The 15,182-nt window shown below is 66.7% G+C and carries 14 protein-coding genes; 5 read left to right on the forward strand and 9 right to left on the reverse strand.

What is annotated here, in order from left to right:
• Positions 1-151: 151 nt before the first annotated feature.
• Genes F3J44_RS15135 through F3J44_RS15155 form a run of 5 tightly spaced genes read right to left on the reverse strand, consistent with a single transcriptional unit; the run spans position 152 to position 6,104 of the window.
• Entirely contained in the window at positions 152-910 is a 759-nt protein-coding gene (locus F3J44_RS15135) for an ABC transporter ATP-binding protein (RefSeq protein ID WP_167070175.1), read from the reverse strand.
• Complete coding sequence (locus tag F3J44_RS15140; RefSeq protein WP_370526759.1) at positions 907-1,968, reverse strand: FecCD family ABC transporter permease; 1,062 nt, start codon at positions 1,966-1,968, stop codon at positions 907-909. The genes F3J44_RS15135 and F3J44_RS15140 overlap by 4 nt, the downstream gene beginning before the upstream one ends.
• Positions 1,965-3,074, reverse strand: a complete 1,110-nt coding sequence (locus F3J44_RS15145) for an ABC transporter substrate-binding protein (protein ID WP_167070173.1) — start codon at positions 3,072-3,074, stop codon at positions 1,965-1,967. The genes F3J44_RS15140 and F3J44_RS15145 overlap by 4 nt, the downstream gene beginning before the upstream one ends.
• A gap of 16 nt (positions 3,075-3,090) precedes the next feature.
• Positions 3,091-3,771 carry a Fe2+-dependent dioxygenase gene (locus F3J44_RS15150; protein WP_167070171.1) on the reverse strand — a complete coding sequence of 227 codons (681 nt, stop codon included), beginning with the start codon at positions 3,769-3,771 and terminating at the stop codon, positions 3,091-3,093.
• A complete protein-coding gene (locus F3J44_RS15155; RefSeq protein ID WP_167273801.1) occupies positions 3,771-6,104 on the reverse strand; it encodes a TonB-dependent siderophore receptor in 2,334 nt (777 codons plus the stop codon). The genes F3J44_RS15150 and F3J44_RS15155 overlap by 1 nt, the downstream gene beginning before the upstream one ends.
• Positions 6,105-6,283: 179 nt before the next feature.
• On the opposite strand from F3J44_RS15155, the gene F3J44_RS15160 reads away from it, so the two are divergent.
• Positions 6,284-7,006 carry a response regulator gene (locus F3J44_RS15160; RefSeq protein ID WP_167070167.1) on the forward strand — a complete coding sequence of 241 codons (723 nt, stop codon included), beginning with the start codon at positions 6,284-6,286 and terminating at the stop codon, positions 7,004-7,006.
• Positions 7,003-8,367 carry a HAMP domain-containing sensor histidine kinase gene (locus F3J44_RS15165; RefSeq protein ID WP_167273804.1) on the forward strand — a complete coding sequence of 455 codons (1,365 nt, stop codon included), beginning with the start codon at positions 7,003-7,005 and terminating at the stop codon, positions 8,365-8,367. The genes F3J44_RS15160 and F3J44_RS15165 overlap by 4 nt, the downstream gene beginning before the upstream one ends.
• 159 nt (positions 8,368-8,526) lie before the next feature.
• Here the strand turns inward: F3J44_RS15165 and F3J44_RS15170 are convergent, their stop codons facing one another.
• The 4 genes from F3J44_RS15170 to F3J44_RS15185 all read right to left on the reverse strand — a co-directional run bounded on the left by F3J44_RS15170 (position 8,527) and on the right by F3J44_RS15185 (position 11,907).
• Positions 8,527-9,537, reverse strand: coding sequence for an NAD(P)-dependent alcohol dehydrogenase (locus F3J44_RS15170; RefSeq protein ID WP_167273806.1), 1,011 nt, complete (start codon positions 9,535-9,537; stop codon positions 8,527-8,529).
• A gap of 236 nt (positions 9,538-9,773) precedes the next feature.
• A complete protein-coding gene (locus tag F3J44_RS15175; RefSeq protein ID WP_167063513.1) occupies positions 9,774-10,364 on the reverse strand; it encodes an HAD family hydrolase in 591 nt (196 codons plus the stop codon).
• On the reverse strand, positions 10,361-11,230 hold the full coding sequence (gene tesB / locus F3J44_RS15180) for an acyl-CoA thioesterase II (protein ID WP_167273809.1): 870 nt from the start codon (positions 11,228-11,230) through the stop codon (positions 10,361-10,363). Before tesB ends, F3J44_RS15175 begins: the two co-directional genes overlap by 4 nt.
• Positions 11,231-11,334: 104 nt before the next feature.
• On the reverse strand, positions 11,335-11,907 hold the full coding sequence (locus F3J44_RS15185; protein WP_167063507.1) for a GNAT family N-acetyltransferase: 573 nt from the start codon (positions 11,905-11,907) through the stop codon (positions 11,335-11,337).
• A 166-nt stretch (positions 11,908-12,073) separates the two neighbouring features.
• Between F3J44_RS15185 and F3J44_RS15190 the strand changes: the two genes are divergently transcribed.
• The 3 genes from F3J44_RS15190 to F3J44_RS15200 all read left to right on the forward strand — a co-directional run bounded on the left by F3J44_RS15190 (position 12,074) and on the right by F3J44_RS15200 (position 15,138).
• Positions 12,074-12,760, forward strand: a complete 687-nt coding sequence (locus tag F3J44_RS15190) for a histidine phosphatase family protein (protein WP_167273812.1) — start codon at positions 12,074-12,076, stop codon at positions 12,758-12,760.
• A 72-nt stretch (positions 12,761-12,832) separates the two neighbouring features.
• Entirely contained in the window at positions 12,833-13,747 is a 915-nt protein-coding gene (locus F3J44_RS15195; protein ID WP_167273814.1) for a histone deacetylase, read from the forward strand.
• 116 nt (positions 13,748-13,863) lie between these two features.
• On the forward strand, positions 13,864-15,138 hold the full coding sequence (locus F3J44_RS15200) for a TIGR03862 family flavoprotein (protein ID WP_205299910.1): 1,275 nt from the start codon (positions 13,864-13,866) through the stop codon (positions 15,136-15,138).
• The last annotated feature ends 44 nt before the right edge of the window (positions 15,139-15,182 follow it).

Raw genomic sequence — 15,182 nt, forward strand, 5'->3', positions numbered from 1 at the left:
AGGAGCGAGCGCAGCTCGCGATGGGCTGCAAAGCAGCCCCGGCATCCTGTGCCGCGAAGCTGAAAAACTGGGGCCGCTGCGCGCCCCATCGCGAGCTACGCTCGCTCCTACCGGGCCGGCGCAAAGCCGTGCGCGAGGCCGGCACAGGCCATTACAAGGCCCGATCCACCAACACCTGCAAACGCCCCTGGGAACACTGCTCGACCCGCGCCTGAACACCGTACACCTCGGCCAGCAGCTCAGGCTGCAGCACCTCCCCCGGCGCCCCACAGGCCACCACCCTGCCCTCGCGCAACACCACCAGCCAATCGGCATGGCTGGCCGCCAGGTTGATGTCATGCAGCACCGCCACCGCCAGCAAGCGGTGCGCCACCACCCGCTCGCGCACCGCGCCCATCACCCGCAACTGGTAATGCAGGTCCAGCGCACTGGTCGGCTCGTCGAGCAGCAGCACTTGAGGATTACGCGCCAGCAACTGCGCCAGCGCCACCAGCTGGCGCTGGCCACCGGACAGGCTGTCCAGCGAACGGTCGGCCAACGCCTCGATGCCCAACTGGCGCAACGCCTCGTAGGCAGTTCCCAGCAGGTCATCGGCACCACTCACCCGCAGCGCCGCGACAATGCTTTCCAGCACCCCCAAGGCAATGCCCGGCGGCAGTTGCTGCGGCATATAGGCCAACCGCCGCGAGCGCTCGGCAAAGCTCAGCCGGGTCACGTCCTGGCCATCCAGGCTCACGCCACCCTTCATCCGCTCCAGCCCCGCCAGCGCCCGCAACAAGGTCGACTTGCCCGCACCGTTCGGCCCCACCAGGGCCACCAGGCTGCCCGCCGGCAATTCCGGCAAGCTCACCCCGTGCAAAATCTGCCGCGCGCCATAGGCCACGGCCAGCTCATCGATCAACAGGCTCACAGCTTTCTCCCCCGGCGGAACACCAGCACCACGAACACCGGCACCCCCACCAGCGCGGTCACGATACCCACCGGCACGATCACCCCCGGCAGAATCAGCTTGCTGGCAATCGACGACAGCGACAGCATCAACGCCCCCACCAGCGCACTGGCCGGCAACAGGAAACGCTGGTCCTCACCCACCAGCAAGCGGGCGATATGCGGCCCGACCAGGCCAACGAAACCGATGGTGCCCACGAACGCCACCGCCGTGGCCGACAACAGGCTGATGCGCAGCAACGACGCCAAGCGCAGGCGCCGGGTGTCCACGCCAAAGCTGCGCGCGCGGTCCTCGCCCATGCGCAGCAAGGTCATCGCCGGTGCGGCGCGCAACGAAAACGGCAGCAACATCCCCAGCACCAGGGCCAGGATGCCAAGCTTCTGCCAGTTGGCCCGGGCCAGGCTGCCCAGGGTCCAGAACACCAACTGCTGCAGCACGTCCTCGGTGGCCAGCAGCTGCAGCAGCGACACCAGCGCATTGCAGCTGAACACCAGGGCAATACCAAACAGCACCAGGCTTTCCACACCGGCGCCGCGCAAGCGCGACATGGCCTGCAGCAGCACCACCGACAGGCAGGCGAAGGCGAATGCCATCACTGTCACCTGGGCACTGGGCGCCAGCCAGGCAATGCCCAGCGGGTAGGCGATTGCCAGCGAAGCACCCAGCGCCGCCGACGACGACACGCCCAGGGTGAAGGGGCTGGCCAGCGGGTTGTCGAGGATCGCCTGCATCTCGGCGCCCGCCAGCGCCAACGCCGCGCCCACCAGCACCGCCATCAGCGAATACGGCAGGCGCACGTTCCAGATAATCACCCGCTCGGTGGCACTCAGGGTTGCCGGGTCGAAGATGCCGTGCACCAACTGCCCCAGGCCCATGCCCGAGGCGCCGCTGGCCAGGTCGCCGAGCACCGACAACAGCAACAAGGCCGCCAGCGCGGCCACCAGCATCGCCCGCCGCCAGAGCAGGCGGCGGTAATGCCAGGCCGCGAGCGCGGCGCCGTCCTGGGCCAGCGCGGTCACTTGGCGTCGACCCAGTACTGGCCGTCCAGGCCTACCTTGAGCATCTGGTTGATTTCAGCCATGGTCGCCAACGGGTCGACATCGGCGAAGCGCTCGGGGTGAACCCAGCGCGCCATGGCCTCGATGGCGAGGATGTTGAACGGCGAGTTGTAGAAGTCATGCCACAGGCCATGGGCCTGCCCGGCCTGAATCGGCCGCAGTGGCGCGAACTCGGGGCGTGCAGTGATCTTGGCCAGGCTCTGGCGCGCGGTGTCGGTGGACACGCCGGCCCCCAGCAGCACGCCCGGTGCACGGTTACCCGTGGCGATGTACACGTCCGGGTCGGCCTGCAGCACGTATTCGACGCTCACATCGCCCAGCGCCCCCGGCACCACATCGGCACCGATGTTATGCCCACCCACGGCCTCGACCACGCTGCCCAGGCCGCTCTTGCCGGTGGTGTGCCCCGGTGCCTGCCAAACGCCTGCCAGCAGTTCGAGGAATACCTTGGGCCGCTCGCCGGCCTTGAGCGTGGCCACGCTGTCGGTGATGTGCTTGAGGTGGCGGTCGTACAGGCTCAGGTATTGCTGGGCCTGTTGCTCACGCCCAAGCAAGGTGCCCAGCGCCTGCATGCTCACCCGAGTGTTCTGGATGGGGTGAACGCGAAAATCGATGAACAACACCGGCACCCCGGCTTTTTCCAGCAGGTCGGCCACCGGGCTGTGCTGGGTGGGGCCTTCACCGGCAATGCTGAAGATCGCCAGGTCCGGCTTGAGCGCCAGAATCTGCTCGGCGCTCACGCTTTGCTCGGAGGCCTGGCCGATCAGCGGCAGCTTGGCCACTTGCGGGTACAGCTTGGCGTACACCTCGTAGGTGTGCGGGTCGAGCAGGCGCATGTCGTTCTGCCAGCCGACCACGCGCTGGAACGGGTTGTCGCGGTCGAGCAGGGCCAGGGCGAAGAACAGCCGCCCTTCCCCCAGCACGATGCGTTGCGGCGCGTGATCGACCTCGACCTTGCGCCCGAGCACGTCGGTGACTTCCACGGCGCTGGCGCGCTGGGCCATGCCCAGGCACGCCCCCAGCACCAGCAACAACGGCAGCAGGCGCCGCCAGAAAGGTTGGTTCATCGGTGACCTCCCAAGGTCAGGTATCGCCCCAACGGCGGAGCAGGTTGTGGTAAACCCCGGTCAACTCAAGCAGCGAGCCCGCGTCGGCCCCTTGGGCGGTGAGGCGCTGGATGGCCACGTCCATGTCCAGCAGCAGGCTGCGCTGGCTGTCTTCGCGTACCAGGCTCTCGATCCAGAAGAAGGCCGCCAGGCGCTCGCCACGGGTAACCGGTTCTACCCGGTGCAGGCTGCTGCCCGGGTACAGCACCAGGTGGCCGGCTGGCAGCTTGACCGCGCGCTCACCGAAGGTGTCGCGGATCACCAGTTCGCCACCGTCATAGGTGTCGGGGTCGGCCAGGAACAAGGTGGCCGAAAGGTCGGTGCGTACCCGTTCGCGCACGCCCTTGATGCCGCGTATGGCGTTGTCGACGTGAAAGCCGAAGCCCTCGCCTGCGCCATAGCGGTTGAACAGCGGCGGGTAGATGCGCTTGGGCAGGGCCGCGGACATGAACAGCGGGTTGTCCGACAGCCGCTGCAGAACCAGCCCGCCAAGCTGGCGGGCGACCGGGTCGTCCTCGTCCAGCTGGCGGTTGCGCTTGGCCTGGGCCGACTGGATGCCGGCCGTGGCCTTGCCGTCGACCCAGGGTTGCGCCAGCAATTGCTGGCGCAATGCATCCAGTTCGTCGGCACTGAACAGCCGGTCGATTTCCACCAACATCAGAAGGTGTAGTCCACGCTGGCCGTCACGGTACGCCCGGCACCCGGGATGCCGTACAGCTGGAAGCCATCGAGCGAGGCGCCGACACGGCTGTAGTAGAACTTGTTGAACAGGTTCGAGACGTTGAGGTTGACCGTGGTCTGGCTGTCGACCTTGTAGCGCGCGGCCAGGCTGTGCAGCCAGTACGACGGCGCCTTCTCGTGGTCACGGGTGGAGATCGTGTAGACCCCGGACGCGCCATTGGCGTAGCTGCTGTTGTTGTTCAGCCCGCCCACGTACTTGTTGTCGCTGTAGCGGCGCCGGCCCACATAGTCGGCGCCATAGCTGACGCTGAGCTGGTCGGTGAGGTCGTAGGTGGTCCACAGGTTGGCCGTGAGGTCAGGAACGTTCTTGGCTTCCTCGCCCTTGTTGTCGCCCTTGGTCTGGCGGCTCTTCATTGCCGCGAACCCGGCATAGGCCGACCAGCGGTTGGTGATCTGCCCCTGCAGGCCCAGCTCGATACCGTCCACGCGCTTGGCCGGCAACGAACGCACTGGCGCGCTTTCGCCTTCGGTGTATTCCCAGCTGTCTTCAAGCTCGGTGCGGAACAGCGCGGCGGTGAGGTTCAGGCGCTCGTCGAACAGCTCCCACTTGGTGCCCAGCTCATAGGTTTTCGAGACGGCCGGTTTGTAATCCTCGGTGCCGGCGGCGCCGTAGATCTGGTTGTTGGTGCTGGCGCCCACCGCCGAAGGCTGCGCCGCCTGGCTGTAGGACACATAGATGCTGCCGTTGGGCAATGGCTTATAGACCAGGCCCACGCGGCCACCGAAGGCATCGTCGCTGCTGCTGGTGCTACCGGTGCTGCGGTCGGTGTCGACATCCCAGTGGTCATAACGCAGGGCGGTCAGCAACTGCCATTGCGGGCTCAGGGTCATGGTGTCGGACACGTACAGGGCGGCATCCTTGACCACGCTGCGCGGGTCGCCATAGCCCTTGTCGGTGCTGGTGGACGCGAAGTGGTGCGACGGGTTGGCCAGGTCGAAGAACATGTTGCCGTCCGGCACGTCCAGGGTCTTGTGCAGGCCGCCGTAGGTTTCGCGGTACAGCTCGATGCCGGTCACCGCCTCGTGGTGGATGCCACCGGTGTCGAGGTTGAAGCGCAGGTCGGTCTGGTTGTCGACGATCTCGTAGCGCTTGGACTGGCCGAAGTCGCTGCCGCGCAGGTAGCCATAGCCGCTGCTGCTGTTGGCGTAGTCGGTGTAGGCATTGATGCCGTTGACCGAGCTCAGGCCACCGACGCCGACGTAGCCCAGGCTGGCGCAGCGGGTGCCGGTGCAGGTCTTGTTGCCATTGGCGTCGGCGGCGATGAAGCGCGCCGGCGAGAGCACGGCCCAGTTGTCGGTCTGCTGCCAGCGCAGCTGGTTGCGCAGGGTCAGGTCGTCATTGAAGTCATGTTCCAGCAGGCCGGTGAGCGAGCGGGTTTCGCTGCGCTGGGTGTAGAGGCTGGAGTCGCCGTACCAGGCATCGCGAGACACCCCAGGCATGCGGTGGCCGTTGGTGCCACGCTGGATAGGCACACCGCCGTCCGGGGTGTTCTTGTCCTTCTGGTAGAACGCGTCGATCCACAGCCGGGTATCGGTGCCCAGGCCAAAGCCGAACGAGGTGGCGAAGCCCCAGCGGTCGTAGTCCACCTCGTCGCGCTCGGACACGGCGTTGTAGTGCTTCATCAGGTTGATGCGCACGGCAGTGGTGTCGTTGAGCTGGCGGTTGATGTCGGCGGTCAGGCGCTTGTAGTTGTCGGTGCCGATACCGGCCGACAGCTTGCCGGCGTCGCCCAGGTGGGCACGCTTGCTGACCAGGTTGACGCTGCCGCCTACGGCAGATACGCCCGACTCGACCGAGCCTGTGCCCTTGTACACCTCGGCCTGTTCCAGGTTGAAGGTGTCGTTACGGCTGGCCATGCCGGCATCGCGCACGCCATCGACGGTCATGCTCTGCTCGGCGGCAAAGCCGCGAATCGAGAACAGGTCGCCCCAGCCCAGGTTGCCCTCGCCAGACATGAAGGTGATGCCCGGCACGTTGCGCAGCACGTCCTGCAGGCTCTGGGCATTCTGTTCATCGAGCACGGCACGTGGGACTACACTGATGCTCTGCGGCGCGTCCAGCAGCGGCGTGGTGATCTTGCTCGACGTCACGCTGTCGACCTTGTAACGGTCTTGCTTGCCAGTCACCTGGGTGGCGGGCAGGTCGAGCGCCTGGGTGTCGGCAAGGGCCGGCAGCGCGCAGGCGCCGAGCACCATACCGAAGGCCGGGGCGAGGGTCACCGGCAGCCGCTGGAGGGACGCATGGGGCATGTGAATTCCTTAAAGAAAATCAGTCTCATTTGTGTTGCGCATTCTAATGATGGCCACCAGCCCTTCGGTGTCCGCAAATGTACCGGCGTGCAGTCCCTCGCCACTGCAACACATTCCGTTACATTCGCGTTGCAAGAGGCGGTGTAAGGTGCCTCCCATCCATGCTCTGCAGGTGCCTGATGACCAAGCCCGACCACATCCTGATCGTCGATGACGACCCCGAAATCCGCCAACTGCTCTCCACCTACCTGGATGAAGCAGGCTTTCGCACCTCGGTAGCCGGCGAAGGCCGCGAGATGCGCAAGCGCCTGGAAGAACACCGGGTCGACCTGGTGGTGCTCGACCTGATGCTGCCCGGCGAGGACGGCCTGAGCCTGTGCCGTGAGCTGCGTGTGCGCAGTAACATCCCCGTCATCATGCTGACCGCCCGCGGCACCCTGGTGGACCGCATCGTCGGCCTGGAAATGGGCGCCGACGACTACCTGGGCAAGCCGTTCGACCCACGTGAACTGCTGGCCAGGATCAAGGTGGTGCTGCGCCGCACGCAAAGCTTCCCCGAGCGCGCCCGCCTCGATGAAGCAGGCACCCTGCGCTTCGCCGGCTGGCGGCTGGACACCACCACCCGCCAGCTGCGCTCGCCGGCCGGGCTGGTGATCAGCCTGGGCAATTCCGACTACCGCCTGCTGCGCCTGCTGCTGCAACACCCCAACCGCGCCCTGAGCCGGGACTTCTTGCTCAACCATGTGTTCGACCGCGAGCGCGAGCCGTTCGACCGCAGCATCGACGTGTGCGTCAGCCGCGTACGCCAGCACCTGGGCGACGACCCACGCAACCCGGCGCTGATCCGCACCGTGCGCAACGAGGGCTACATGCTTACGGTTGACGAAGTGCTCAGCGAATGAAGCGCTGGTGGCCCCGTTCGCTGCAGGGGCGCATGGTGCTGATTCTGGTGGTGGGCGTACTGGCCTCGCAGTTGCTGACCAGCAGCATCTGGTACGAAGTGCGCCAGACCCAGGTGCTGGAGATTCCCCTGCGCCTGCTGGCCGGGCGCCTGGGCGACCTGCTGCGGGTGGCCCACGACCAGCCGGCGCAACTGCCGGCCATGCTCGACGCCATGGAGTCGCCGCGCTGGCACCGCCTGCCGGCAGCCCCGGCCCCCGGCAACGCGGTGGAACCGGCCCAGCAACGGCTGTTGCAGGAACTGCTGGCGGCGCGCACCACTGGGCCTGCCCCAGTGCGCCTGCTGGGGCTGGAGATCGTCGATGGCGAAGGCCGCCCGGGCGGCGCGCCCTTGCTGCTGCGCGGGGCACCGGCCAGCGTACGTGCCGTGGTCGAACTGACCCTGCCCGATGGCCAACCCTTGTACCTTGAAACCGTCGAGGGTCAGGGCTGGCGCAATGCGTCGATCGGCTCGCTGGTATTCGACTTCATCTTCCGCATCTACCTGCTGCGCACCATCGCCGTGGTGCTGATCGCCCTGCTCGCCGTGCGCCTGGCCTTGCGCCCGCTCAAGCAGATGGCAGCGGCCGCCCAGGCGCTGGGGCAAGACATCCACCGCCCGCCGCTGAGCCTGGATGGTCCGCAGGAAGTGCGCCAGGCCGCCCAGGCGTTCAATGCCATGCAGCGCCGGCTGATCGACAGCATTGCCGAGCGCACGCGCTTCTTCGCGGCCGTTTCCCACGACCTGCGCACGCCCATCACCCGCCTGCGCCTGCGCACCGAACTGCTGCCTGACGAAAACCTGCGCCAGCGCTTTCGCGGCGACCTGGAGCATATGGAAGACATGGTGTCGGCCAGCCTGGATTTCCTGCGCAGCGGCGAGCTGGAAAATGCCCGCGAGCCTGTGGATATCGACGCGCTGTTGATGGCGCTGCAGGCCGACTTCGAAGACCTGGGCTGCGAGGTGCGGGTCAGCGGCCACGCCCTGCCCTTCAGCGCCCACCCCAGCGGCCTGCGTCGCTGCCTGCAAAACCTGCTGGACAACGCCCGGCGCCACGCCCCGGGGCCGGTGGACATCGAGGTGCGCGATACCCCGGACCGGCTACGCATCCAGGTGGCCGACCGTGGCCCCGGCATAGAGGCCGAGCACCTGCAGCGGGTGCTGGAGCCGTTCTACCAGGCCGACCCGTCACGCAGCAGCGGCGGCCACGGGTTGGGCTTGAGCATCGCCGCCAGCATCGCCAGCGCCCATGGCGGCAGCCTGAAGCTGGGGCCGAGGATCGGCGGTGGGCTGCTGGTGACCCTGGACCTGCCGAGGCGCTGATCAGCGCCAACCTGGTAGGAGCGAGCGCAGCTCGCGATGGGGCGCGCAGCGGCCCCGGGTTTCCAGCTTTCTGGCCCATGATGCTGGGGCTGCGTTGCAGCCCATCGCGAGCTGCGCTCGCTCCTACCAGGCCCCCAGGCCCACCCAGGCCCACCGCCACTACCACGTCAGGCAAATCTTGCCGAAGTGCCGGTTGCTCTCCTGGTAACGGAACGCCTCGACGATCTGCTCCAGTTCAAAATGCTTGTCGACCACCGGCCTGAAGCCATTGGCATCAATCGCCCGCACCATCGCCTGTTGCTGCGCGCGGCTGCCCACCAGCACGCCTTGCAGGCGAATCTGGCGCACCAGCGCCTGCACCAGCGGCAGCTGCCCGGCTACGCCGGTGAGGATGCCGATCAGCGACACGTGCCCGCCAATGCGCGCAGCGATCATCGATTGCTCCAGGGTTGCCGGGCCGCCCACTTCGATCACATGGTCGACACCCCGGTTGCCAGTAAGCTCGCGCACCTTTTCGCCCCAGGCCGGGTTGGCCTTGTAGTTGATCAGGTGATCGGCGCCCAGGGCCTTGAGGCGTTCGAGCTTGGCATCGCTGGACGAGGTGGCGATCACCGTGGCACCGGCCAGCTTGGCGAACTGCAGGGCGAAGATCGACACACCGCCGGTGCCTTGCACCAGCACGGTATCGCCGGGCTTCAAGTGGTCGTCGCTCATCAATGCGCGCCAGGCGGTGAGCCCGGCAGTCGTCAGGGTGGCGGCCTCGGCATGGCTGAAGCCCTGGGGCGCCAGGGTGAAGGCGGTGGCCGCTGCCGTGACCTGCTCGCGGGCATAGCCATCGATGCCGTCGCCGGGCACGCGGGCGAAGCCTTCGACCTGTGCCTGGCCGTCGAGCCAGTCGGGGAAGAAGGTGCTGACCACGTTGTCACCGACCTTGAATTCGCTCACGCCCGCGCCAACGGCCAGCACCTCACCGGCGCCATCGGCCATGGGGATGCGCCGCTCGCTCGGACCCCACATGCCGCTGACCACGGCGAAGTCGTGGTAGTTGAGGGAGCTGGCGTGCAGTTGGACGGTGATCTCGCCGGGCTTGGGCGCTGGCGCTTCGCAGGTGCCTAGCTCGACCTTGTCGTAGCCGCCGCCGGGTTGTACATAGATGGCCTTGCTGGTCATGACTGGGGCTCCTTTAAGGGGAAAGACTGGGGTTCAGCATAGTCAGTGCGGGCCTCTTCGCTTTGTAGGAGCGGGCTTGCCCCGCGAACACCGGCGCAGCCGGTGCCATGCACCGCGGTGCTTGCTTCGCGGGTCAAGCCCGCTCCTACAGGATTCTCCGTTAAATCAGATATTTGCGATTTGTTCCATGAGAGCGGGCTTGCCCCGCGAAGAGGCCCGCAAAGGCACCAGATGCCTCAGCCCAACAACCCCCGCAACGCCCGACAATCGGCCGCATGCCAATCCACCAGCTCCGGCCACGGATTATCCGGCAAATTCACCAGCACCGTGCGCGCACCAGCCGCCCGCCCGCAGTCCAGGTCAAAGCGGTAATCCCCAACCATCACCAGCTCGCTGGGCGCCACGCCCCAGGCACTGGCAATCTTCAACAGCCCATCCGGGCTCGGCTTGGGCTCGGCTTCATCGCGCCCGAGAATGTGCGCCACCTCGAAGCAATCGGCCAGGCCAATCGCCTCCAGGGTCACATGGGCCAACTCCCGCGCGTTACGGGTCAGAATCCCCAGCCGGCAACCACGCCCGGCCAGCTCGCGTACCAGTTCCACCGCCCCGGTGGCAGGCGTCGAAGCAATCGCCAGGTCGCGTTCGTGCTCCAGCAACCAGGCATGCTTGGCCGCCGCCTCGGCGGCCGGCAGCGCGGCCAGGTGCGTCAGGATGTCGTCCTCGGGTGGAATACCCAAGGCCACGCGGATAGCGGCGAAGTCATGCACCGCCACGGTCAGGGTGCCGTCCATGTCGAACACCCAGTTACGGACTTCAGCCAGGCTCATGCCCAATCCTTGCGATGGCGAATCAGCCCTTCCTGGGACGACGACGCCACCAGTTGGCCGGCGCGGTTGAAGATGCTGCCGCGGCAGAAGCCACGGGCGTTGCCGGCCCATGGGCTGTCGGTGGCGTACAGCAGCCACTCATCGGCACGCAGGTTGCGGTGGAACCACAGCGAATGGTCGAGGCTGGCGATCTGCATGTCGCGCTGCCACACCGACTTGCCGTGGGGCATCAGCGAGGTGGTCAGCAGGCCGAAGTCCGAGGCATAGGCCAGCAGGTACTTGTGCAGCGCCGGCACGTCCGGCAGCGAGCCGTCGGCGCGGAACCAGGCGTACTTCACCGGGTCCCCCGGCTTGGGGTTGAACGGGTCGCGCTCGGTAACCGGGCGGATCTCGATCGGCTTGGCGCACAGCACCTTGTCGCGGATGCGCTCGGGCAGTTTGTCGGCATGGGCACGGGCCAGCTCGACCTCGGTCGGCAGGTTCTCCGGGCCGACCACATCGGGCATCTGCACCTGGTGCTCGAAACCTTCCTCGTCGTACTGGAACGAGGCGCTGCAGGTGAAGATCGGCTGGCCTTTCTGGATGGCCGTCACCCGCCGGGTACTGAAGCTGCCGCCGTCACGCACGCGGTCAACCGAGTACACCACCGGCAGGCTGGCGTCGCCCGGGCGCAGGAAATAGCCGTGCAGCGAGTGCACGTGGCGCGCGTCCTCGACCGTCTGGCTGGCGGCCGACAGCGACTGGCCCAGCACCTGGCCACCGTACAGCTGGCGAAAGCCCAGGTCCTGGCTGCGGCCACGGAACAGGTTCTCCTCGATCGATTCGAGGCTCAACAGGTCGACCAGGTCGTCCAACACATGACTCATCGGGGGTTCTCCATAGGCGCGAGCCTGGCTCGCGATGCATCGCCTTGGCGGCGCTCGATCAGGCAAATGATACAGGGTTTGTCATCGACGCCGCGCATGGCCGCTCATTCAGTGCGCAGGGTCTGCTCCCAGTGGGCGCGGTCCATGCGGTACAGCACATGGGGCCGCAGCGGGTGGCCGGTGGGCAGGCGCGGGTGTTCGAAATCGCCGTCCTGGTCACGGACCATGCCAATGGCCTGCATCACTTTCTGTGACGGCAGGTTGCTCTGGCTAGTGAACGACACCACCTGCTCCAGGCGCAATTGGGCGAAGGCACAACGCAGGCAGGTCCATGCCGCCTCACTGGCGAAGCCCAGCCCCCAGTGGCGGCGGGCCAGGCGCCAGCCAATCTCCACCGCCGGGGCAAAGGGCGCGTCGAAATTGACCTGCAGCAGCCCCGTCATACCGATGAAAGCACCGCTATCCTTACGTTCCAGTGCCCACAGACCATAGCCGTACTCGTTGAAGTGCCCGCGGATCCTGCCGATCAGCGCCGCCGCTTCCAGCCGCGTCATCGGCGCCGGGAAGTAGCGCATCACCTGCGGGTCGGCGCACAACGCGGCGAACTCGCGCAGGTCGTCGTCGTGCCATTGGCGCAGCACCAGGCGTGCGCTTTCCAGGTGGAGGATGGGGGTCATGGGGCGTGCTCCGGTTTTACCGACCTGCACTTTACAGCGTAGGCGCAGCCAGGGCTTTCACCCAGCCCGCAGCGGCCTGAATAGAATTTTCACACGCGCTTCACCAGCCCCCGACAGACGGTTTAGCACACTGCCATCACCCACCGCCGCGCCATTGGAGTGACGCATGCAGCCGAGCAACACCTTGGGCCATCCCGCCATCCACGCCCGTCGCAAGCGACGCCTGTCGCGCAAAGCCCTCGGTGCCGCCCTCGGCCTGTGCATGGTCATTGCGGCAGTGACCACCTGGCTGGCGACGAGGACCCATATCGTGGACCTTGGCAACGAGCAACAGTTGAGTGAAAGCGGCCTGCTGCAGGACTGGGCCGAGGGCGCGGTGATCGTGATGATCCGCCATGCCGAACGCTGCGACAGTGCGCCCGGGCCGTGCCTGGACGACCCTACCGGCATCACCGTGGCCGGCGCCGAAGCGGCCACCCGGGTTGGCCAAGGCCTCAAGCAACTGGGCCTGGCCAACAGCGACCTGCTCAGCAGCCCGAAACTGCGCACCCAGCAGACCGCGCACTTCATCCTCGGCCAGGCCATGCCCAGCGAGGCCTGGCTGGAAAGCTGCGACAGCGGCTTCGCCAAAGAGGCGCTGGCACGCAAGCGTGCTGGGCACAACCTGGTGTTGGTGACCCACAACGGCTGCATCGACCACTTCGCCCGCCAGCAGAAGGTGGCCGGTGGCGAGCGCGAGAGCGGCTATGCCAGCGCCCTGTTCGTTTCCGTCGATGGCAACGGCAAGGCGCGGATCCTTGGCCGCCTGAACGAGCCGGACTGGCAACGGGTACTGGCCAGCGCCGGGCGATAAGCAAACGGCCGAGGTCCCCAAACCCTCCTCGGCCATGGCAAGATCAGCGCTGGCCCTGATTGCGAACTCCCCATGCCGTTGCCGCTGATCTACCACGATGACTACAGCCCGGAATTCCCCGCCGAGCACCGTTTCCCGATGGACAAGTTTCGCCTGCTGCGCGACCACCTGGTGGCCAGCGGGCTGACCACCGACCAGGCCCTGCTGCGCCCGGAAATCTGCCCCAACGACATCCTTGCCCTGGCCCACGAGCGCAGCTACATCGAGCGCTACATGAACGGCGAACTGTCTCGCGAGGACCAGCGCCGCCTTGGCCTGCCCTGGAGCGAAGCCCTGGCACGGCGTACCGTGCGGGCGGTGGGTGGCTCGCTGCTGACTGCCGAGCTGGCCCTGCAGCATGGCATTGCCTGCCACCTGGCCGGTGGCACCCATCACGCCCACTACGACCACCCCGCCGGTTTCTGCATCTTCAACGACCTGGCCGTGATCAGCCGTTACCTGCTCGAAGCCGGCCGCGTGCACCGGGTGCTGATCTTCGATTGCGACGTACACCAGGGCGATGGCACCGCGCGCATTCTTCACGACACCCCCGAGGCGATCACCGTTTCGCTGCACTGCGAGCAGAACTTCCCTGCGCGCAAGGCCCACAGCGATTGGGACATTCCCCTGCCGCGCGGCATGGGCGATTCCGCCTACCTGCAGGTGGTGGAAGACGCCCTGAACTACCTGCTGCCGCTGTACCAACCCGACCTGGTGCTGTACGACGCCGGGGTCGATGTGCACAAGGACGATGCATTGGGCTACCTGCAACTGACCGATGCGGGTGTGGCCGCGCGGGACGAAAAGGTGATGTGCCACTGCCTGGGCCGGGATATCCCAGTGGTGGGCGTAATTGGTGGCGGCTACAGCAAGGACCGCGAAGCCTTGGCCAGGCGCCACGGCATCCTTCACCACAGCGCGGCGCGGGTGCTCGGTTGTTCACAATGACTGTGGAACCGCTTGTGGATAACCTGCGGGAAAGCGGCTGCAGCCCTTGTATCACGCTGGCTTCAGAATAGTGTTCATTTTTTGTACAGTGCTTGAAGCCGCCAGGCTGCGCTAGAATGCGCATTCTTTTCCACAGCCTGCTGCCCGCCATGCCCAATAACCACCCCGCATCCCCTCCCCTGGCCGTCGTCATTGGTGCCGGCCCGGCCGGCCTGATGGCTGCCGAAGCCCTGGCCCAACAGGGCCTGGCCGTGCAGGTGTTCGACGCCATGCCGTCGGTGGGGCGCAAGTTCCTGCTGGCAGGCGTGGGCGGCATGAACATCACCCACTCGGAAGCTTATCCACAGTTCGTCTCGCGCTATGCCGAACGCCAGGGGGAAATCGATGCACTGCTGCAGGACTTCGATGCCGATGCCCTGCGCCAGTGGATTCACGGCTTGGGTATCGACACCTTCGTCGGCACCTCGGGCCGGGTGTTCCCCACCGACATGAAAGCCGCGCCGTTGCTGCGCGCGTGGCTCAAGCGCCTGCGCGACAGCGGGATAGTTATCCACACCCGTCACCGCTGGCTGGGCTGGCATGCCGACGGGACGCTGCGAATCGCTTATCCACAGGGTGAATTGCAGCTGAAAGCCGATGCCGTGGTGCTGGCCCTGGGTGGCGGCAGTTGGGCGCGGCTCGGTTCAGACGGCGCCTGGCAGCCGTTGCTGGCCGAGCGGGCTGTGGATATCTCGCCGCTGCGGCCGAGCAACTGCGGCTTCGAGGTGGCAGGCTGGAGCCCACTGCTGGTGGATAAGTTCGCTGGCGCGCCGTTGAAGAACATCGCCCTGAGCATGCCGGGGCTGGCGCCGCGCAAGGGCGAGTTCATCCTCACCGCCCAGGGTGTCGAAGGCAGCCTGGTGTATGCCTGGTCGGCGCCGCTGCGCCAGGCCCTCGAAGGCAACGGGCAGGCCACGCTGTTGCTCGACCTGCTGCCCGACAAGCCTGTGGATAAAATCGCCCAGGCCCTGGCCAAACCGCGTGGGTCGCGTTCAATGGCCAAGCACCTGCATGGCCAGCTGGGCATCGACGGAGCCAAGGCCGGGTTGCTGCGGGAGCTGACCGACCCGGCGACGTTTGCCGACCCCCTGGCGCTGGCGCGGGCGATCAAGGCGCTACCGATCAACCTGGTACGCACACGGCCGCTGGATGAGGCGATCAGCAGCGCCGGCGGGGTGCGTTTCGAAGGGCTGGATGAAGGGTTGATGCTGCGGGGGATGCCGGGGGTGTTCTGTGCAGGCGAGATGCTTGACTGGGAAGCGCCTACCGGTGGCTACCTGCTGACCGCGTGCTTTGCCAGCGGATTGCGCGCCGGGCGGGCGGCGGCGGGTTGGTTGAAATCCCGCAGCTAGTTGGGCTGCGCATCGCGAACTGCGCTCGCTCCTACCAAACGCCT

The sequence above is a fragment of the Pantoea sp. Tr-811 genome, from assembly GCF_011752535.1.
GTDB lineage: Bacteria > Pseudomonadota > Gammaproteobacteria > Pseudomonadales > Pseudomonadaceae > Aquipseudomonas.

Coding starts and splice junctions, on each gene's coding strand:
- F3J44_RS15145 (WP_167070173.1), bottom strand. CDS start 3,074: ATGAACCAACCTTTCTGGCGGCGCCTGCTGCCGTTGTTGCTGGTGCTG.
- F3J44_RS15165 (WP_167273804.1), top strand. CDS start 7,003: ATGAAGCGCTGGTGGCCCCGTTCGCTGCAGGGGCGCATGGTGCTGATT.
- F3J44_RS15195 (WP_167273814.1), top strand. CDS start 12,833: ATGCCGTTGCCGCTGATCTACCACGATGACTACAGCCCGGAATTCCCC.
- F3J44_RS15200 (WP_205299910.1), top strand. CDS start 13,864: ATGCGCATTCTTTTCCACAGCCTGCTGCCCGCCATGCCCAATAACCAC.
- F3J44_RS15170 (WP_167273806.1), bottom strand. CDS start 9,537: ATGACCAGCAAGGCCATCTATGTACAACCCGGCGGCGGCTACGACAAG.
- tesB (WP_167273809.1), bottom strand. CDS start 11,230: ATGAGTCATGTGTTGGACGACCTGGTCGACCTGTTGAGCCTCGAATCG.
- F3J44_RS15160 (WP_167070167.1), top strand. CDS start 6,284: ATGACCAAGCCCGACCACATCCTGATCGTCGATGACGACCCCGAAATC.
- F3J44_RS15190 (WP_167273812.1), top strand. CDS start 12,074: ATGCAGCCGAGCAACACCTTGGGCCATCCCGCCATCCACGCCCGTCGC.
- F3J44_RS15175 (WP_167063513.1), bottom strand. CDS start 10,364: ATGAGCCTGGCTGAAGTCCGTAACTGGGTGTTCGACATGGACGGCACC.
- F3J44_RS15155 (WP_167273801.1), bottom strand. CDS start 6,104: ATGCCCCATGCGTCCCTCCAGCGGCTGCCGGTGACCCTCGCCCCGGCC.
- F3J44_RS15150 (WP_167070171.1), bottom strand. CDS start 3,771: ATGTTGGTGGAAATCGACCGGCTGTTCAGTGCCGACGAACTGGATGCA.
- F3J44_RS15185 (WP_167063507.1), bottom strand. CDS start 11,907: ATGACCCCCATCCTCCACCTGGAAAGCGCACGCCTGGTGCTGCGCCAA.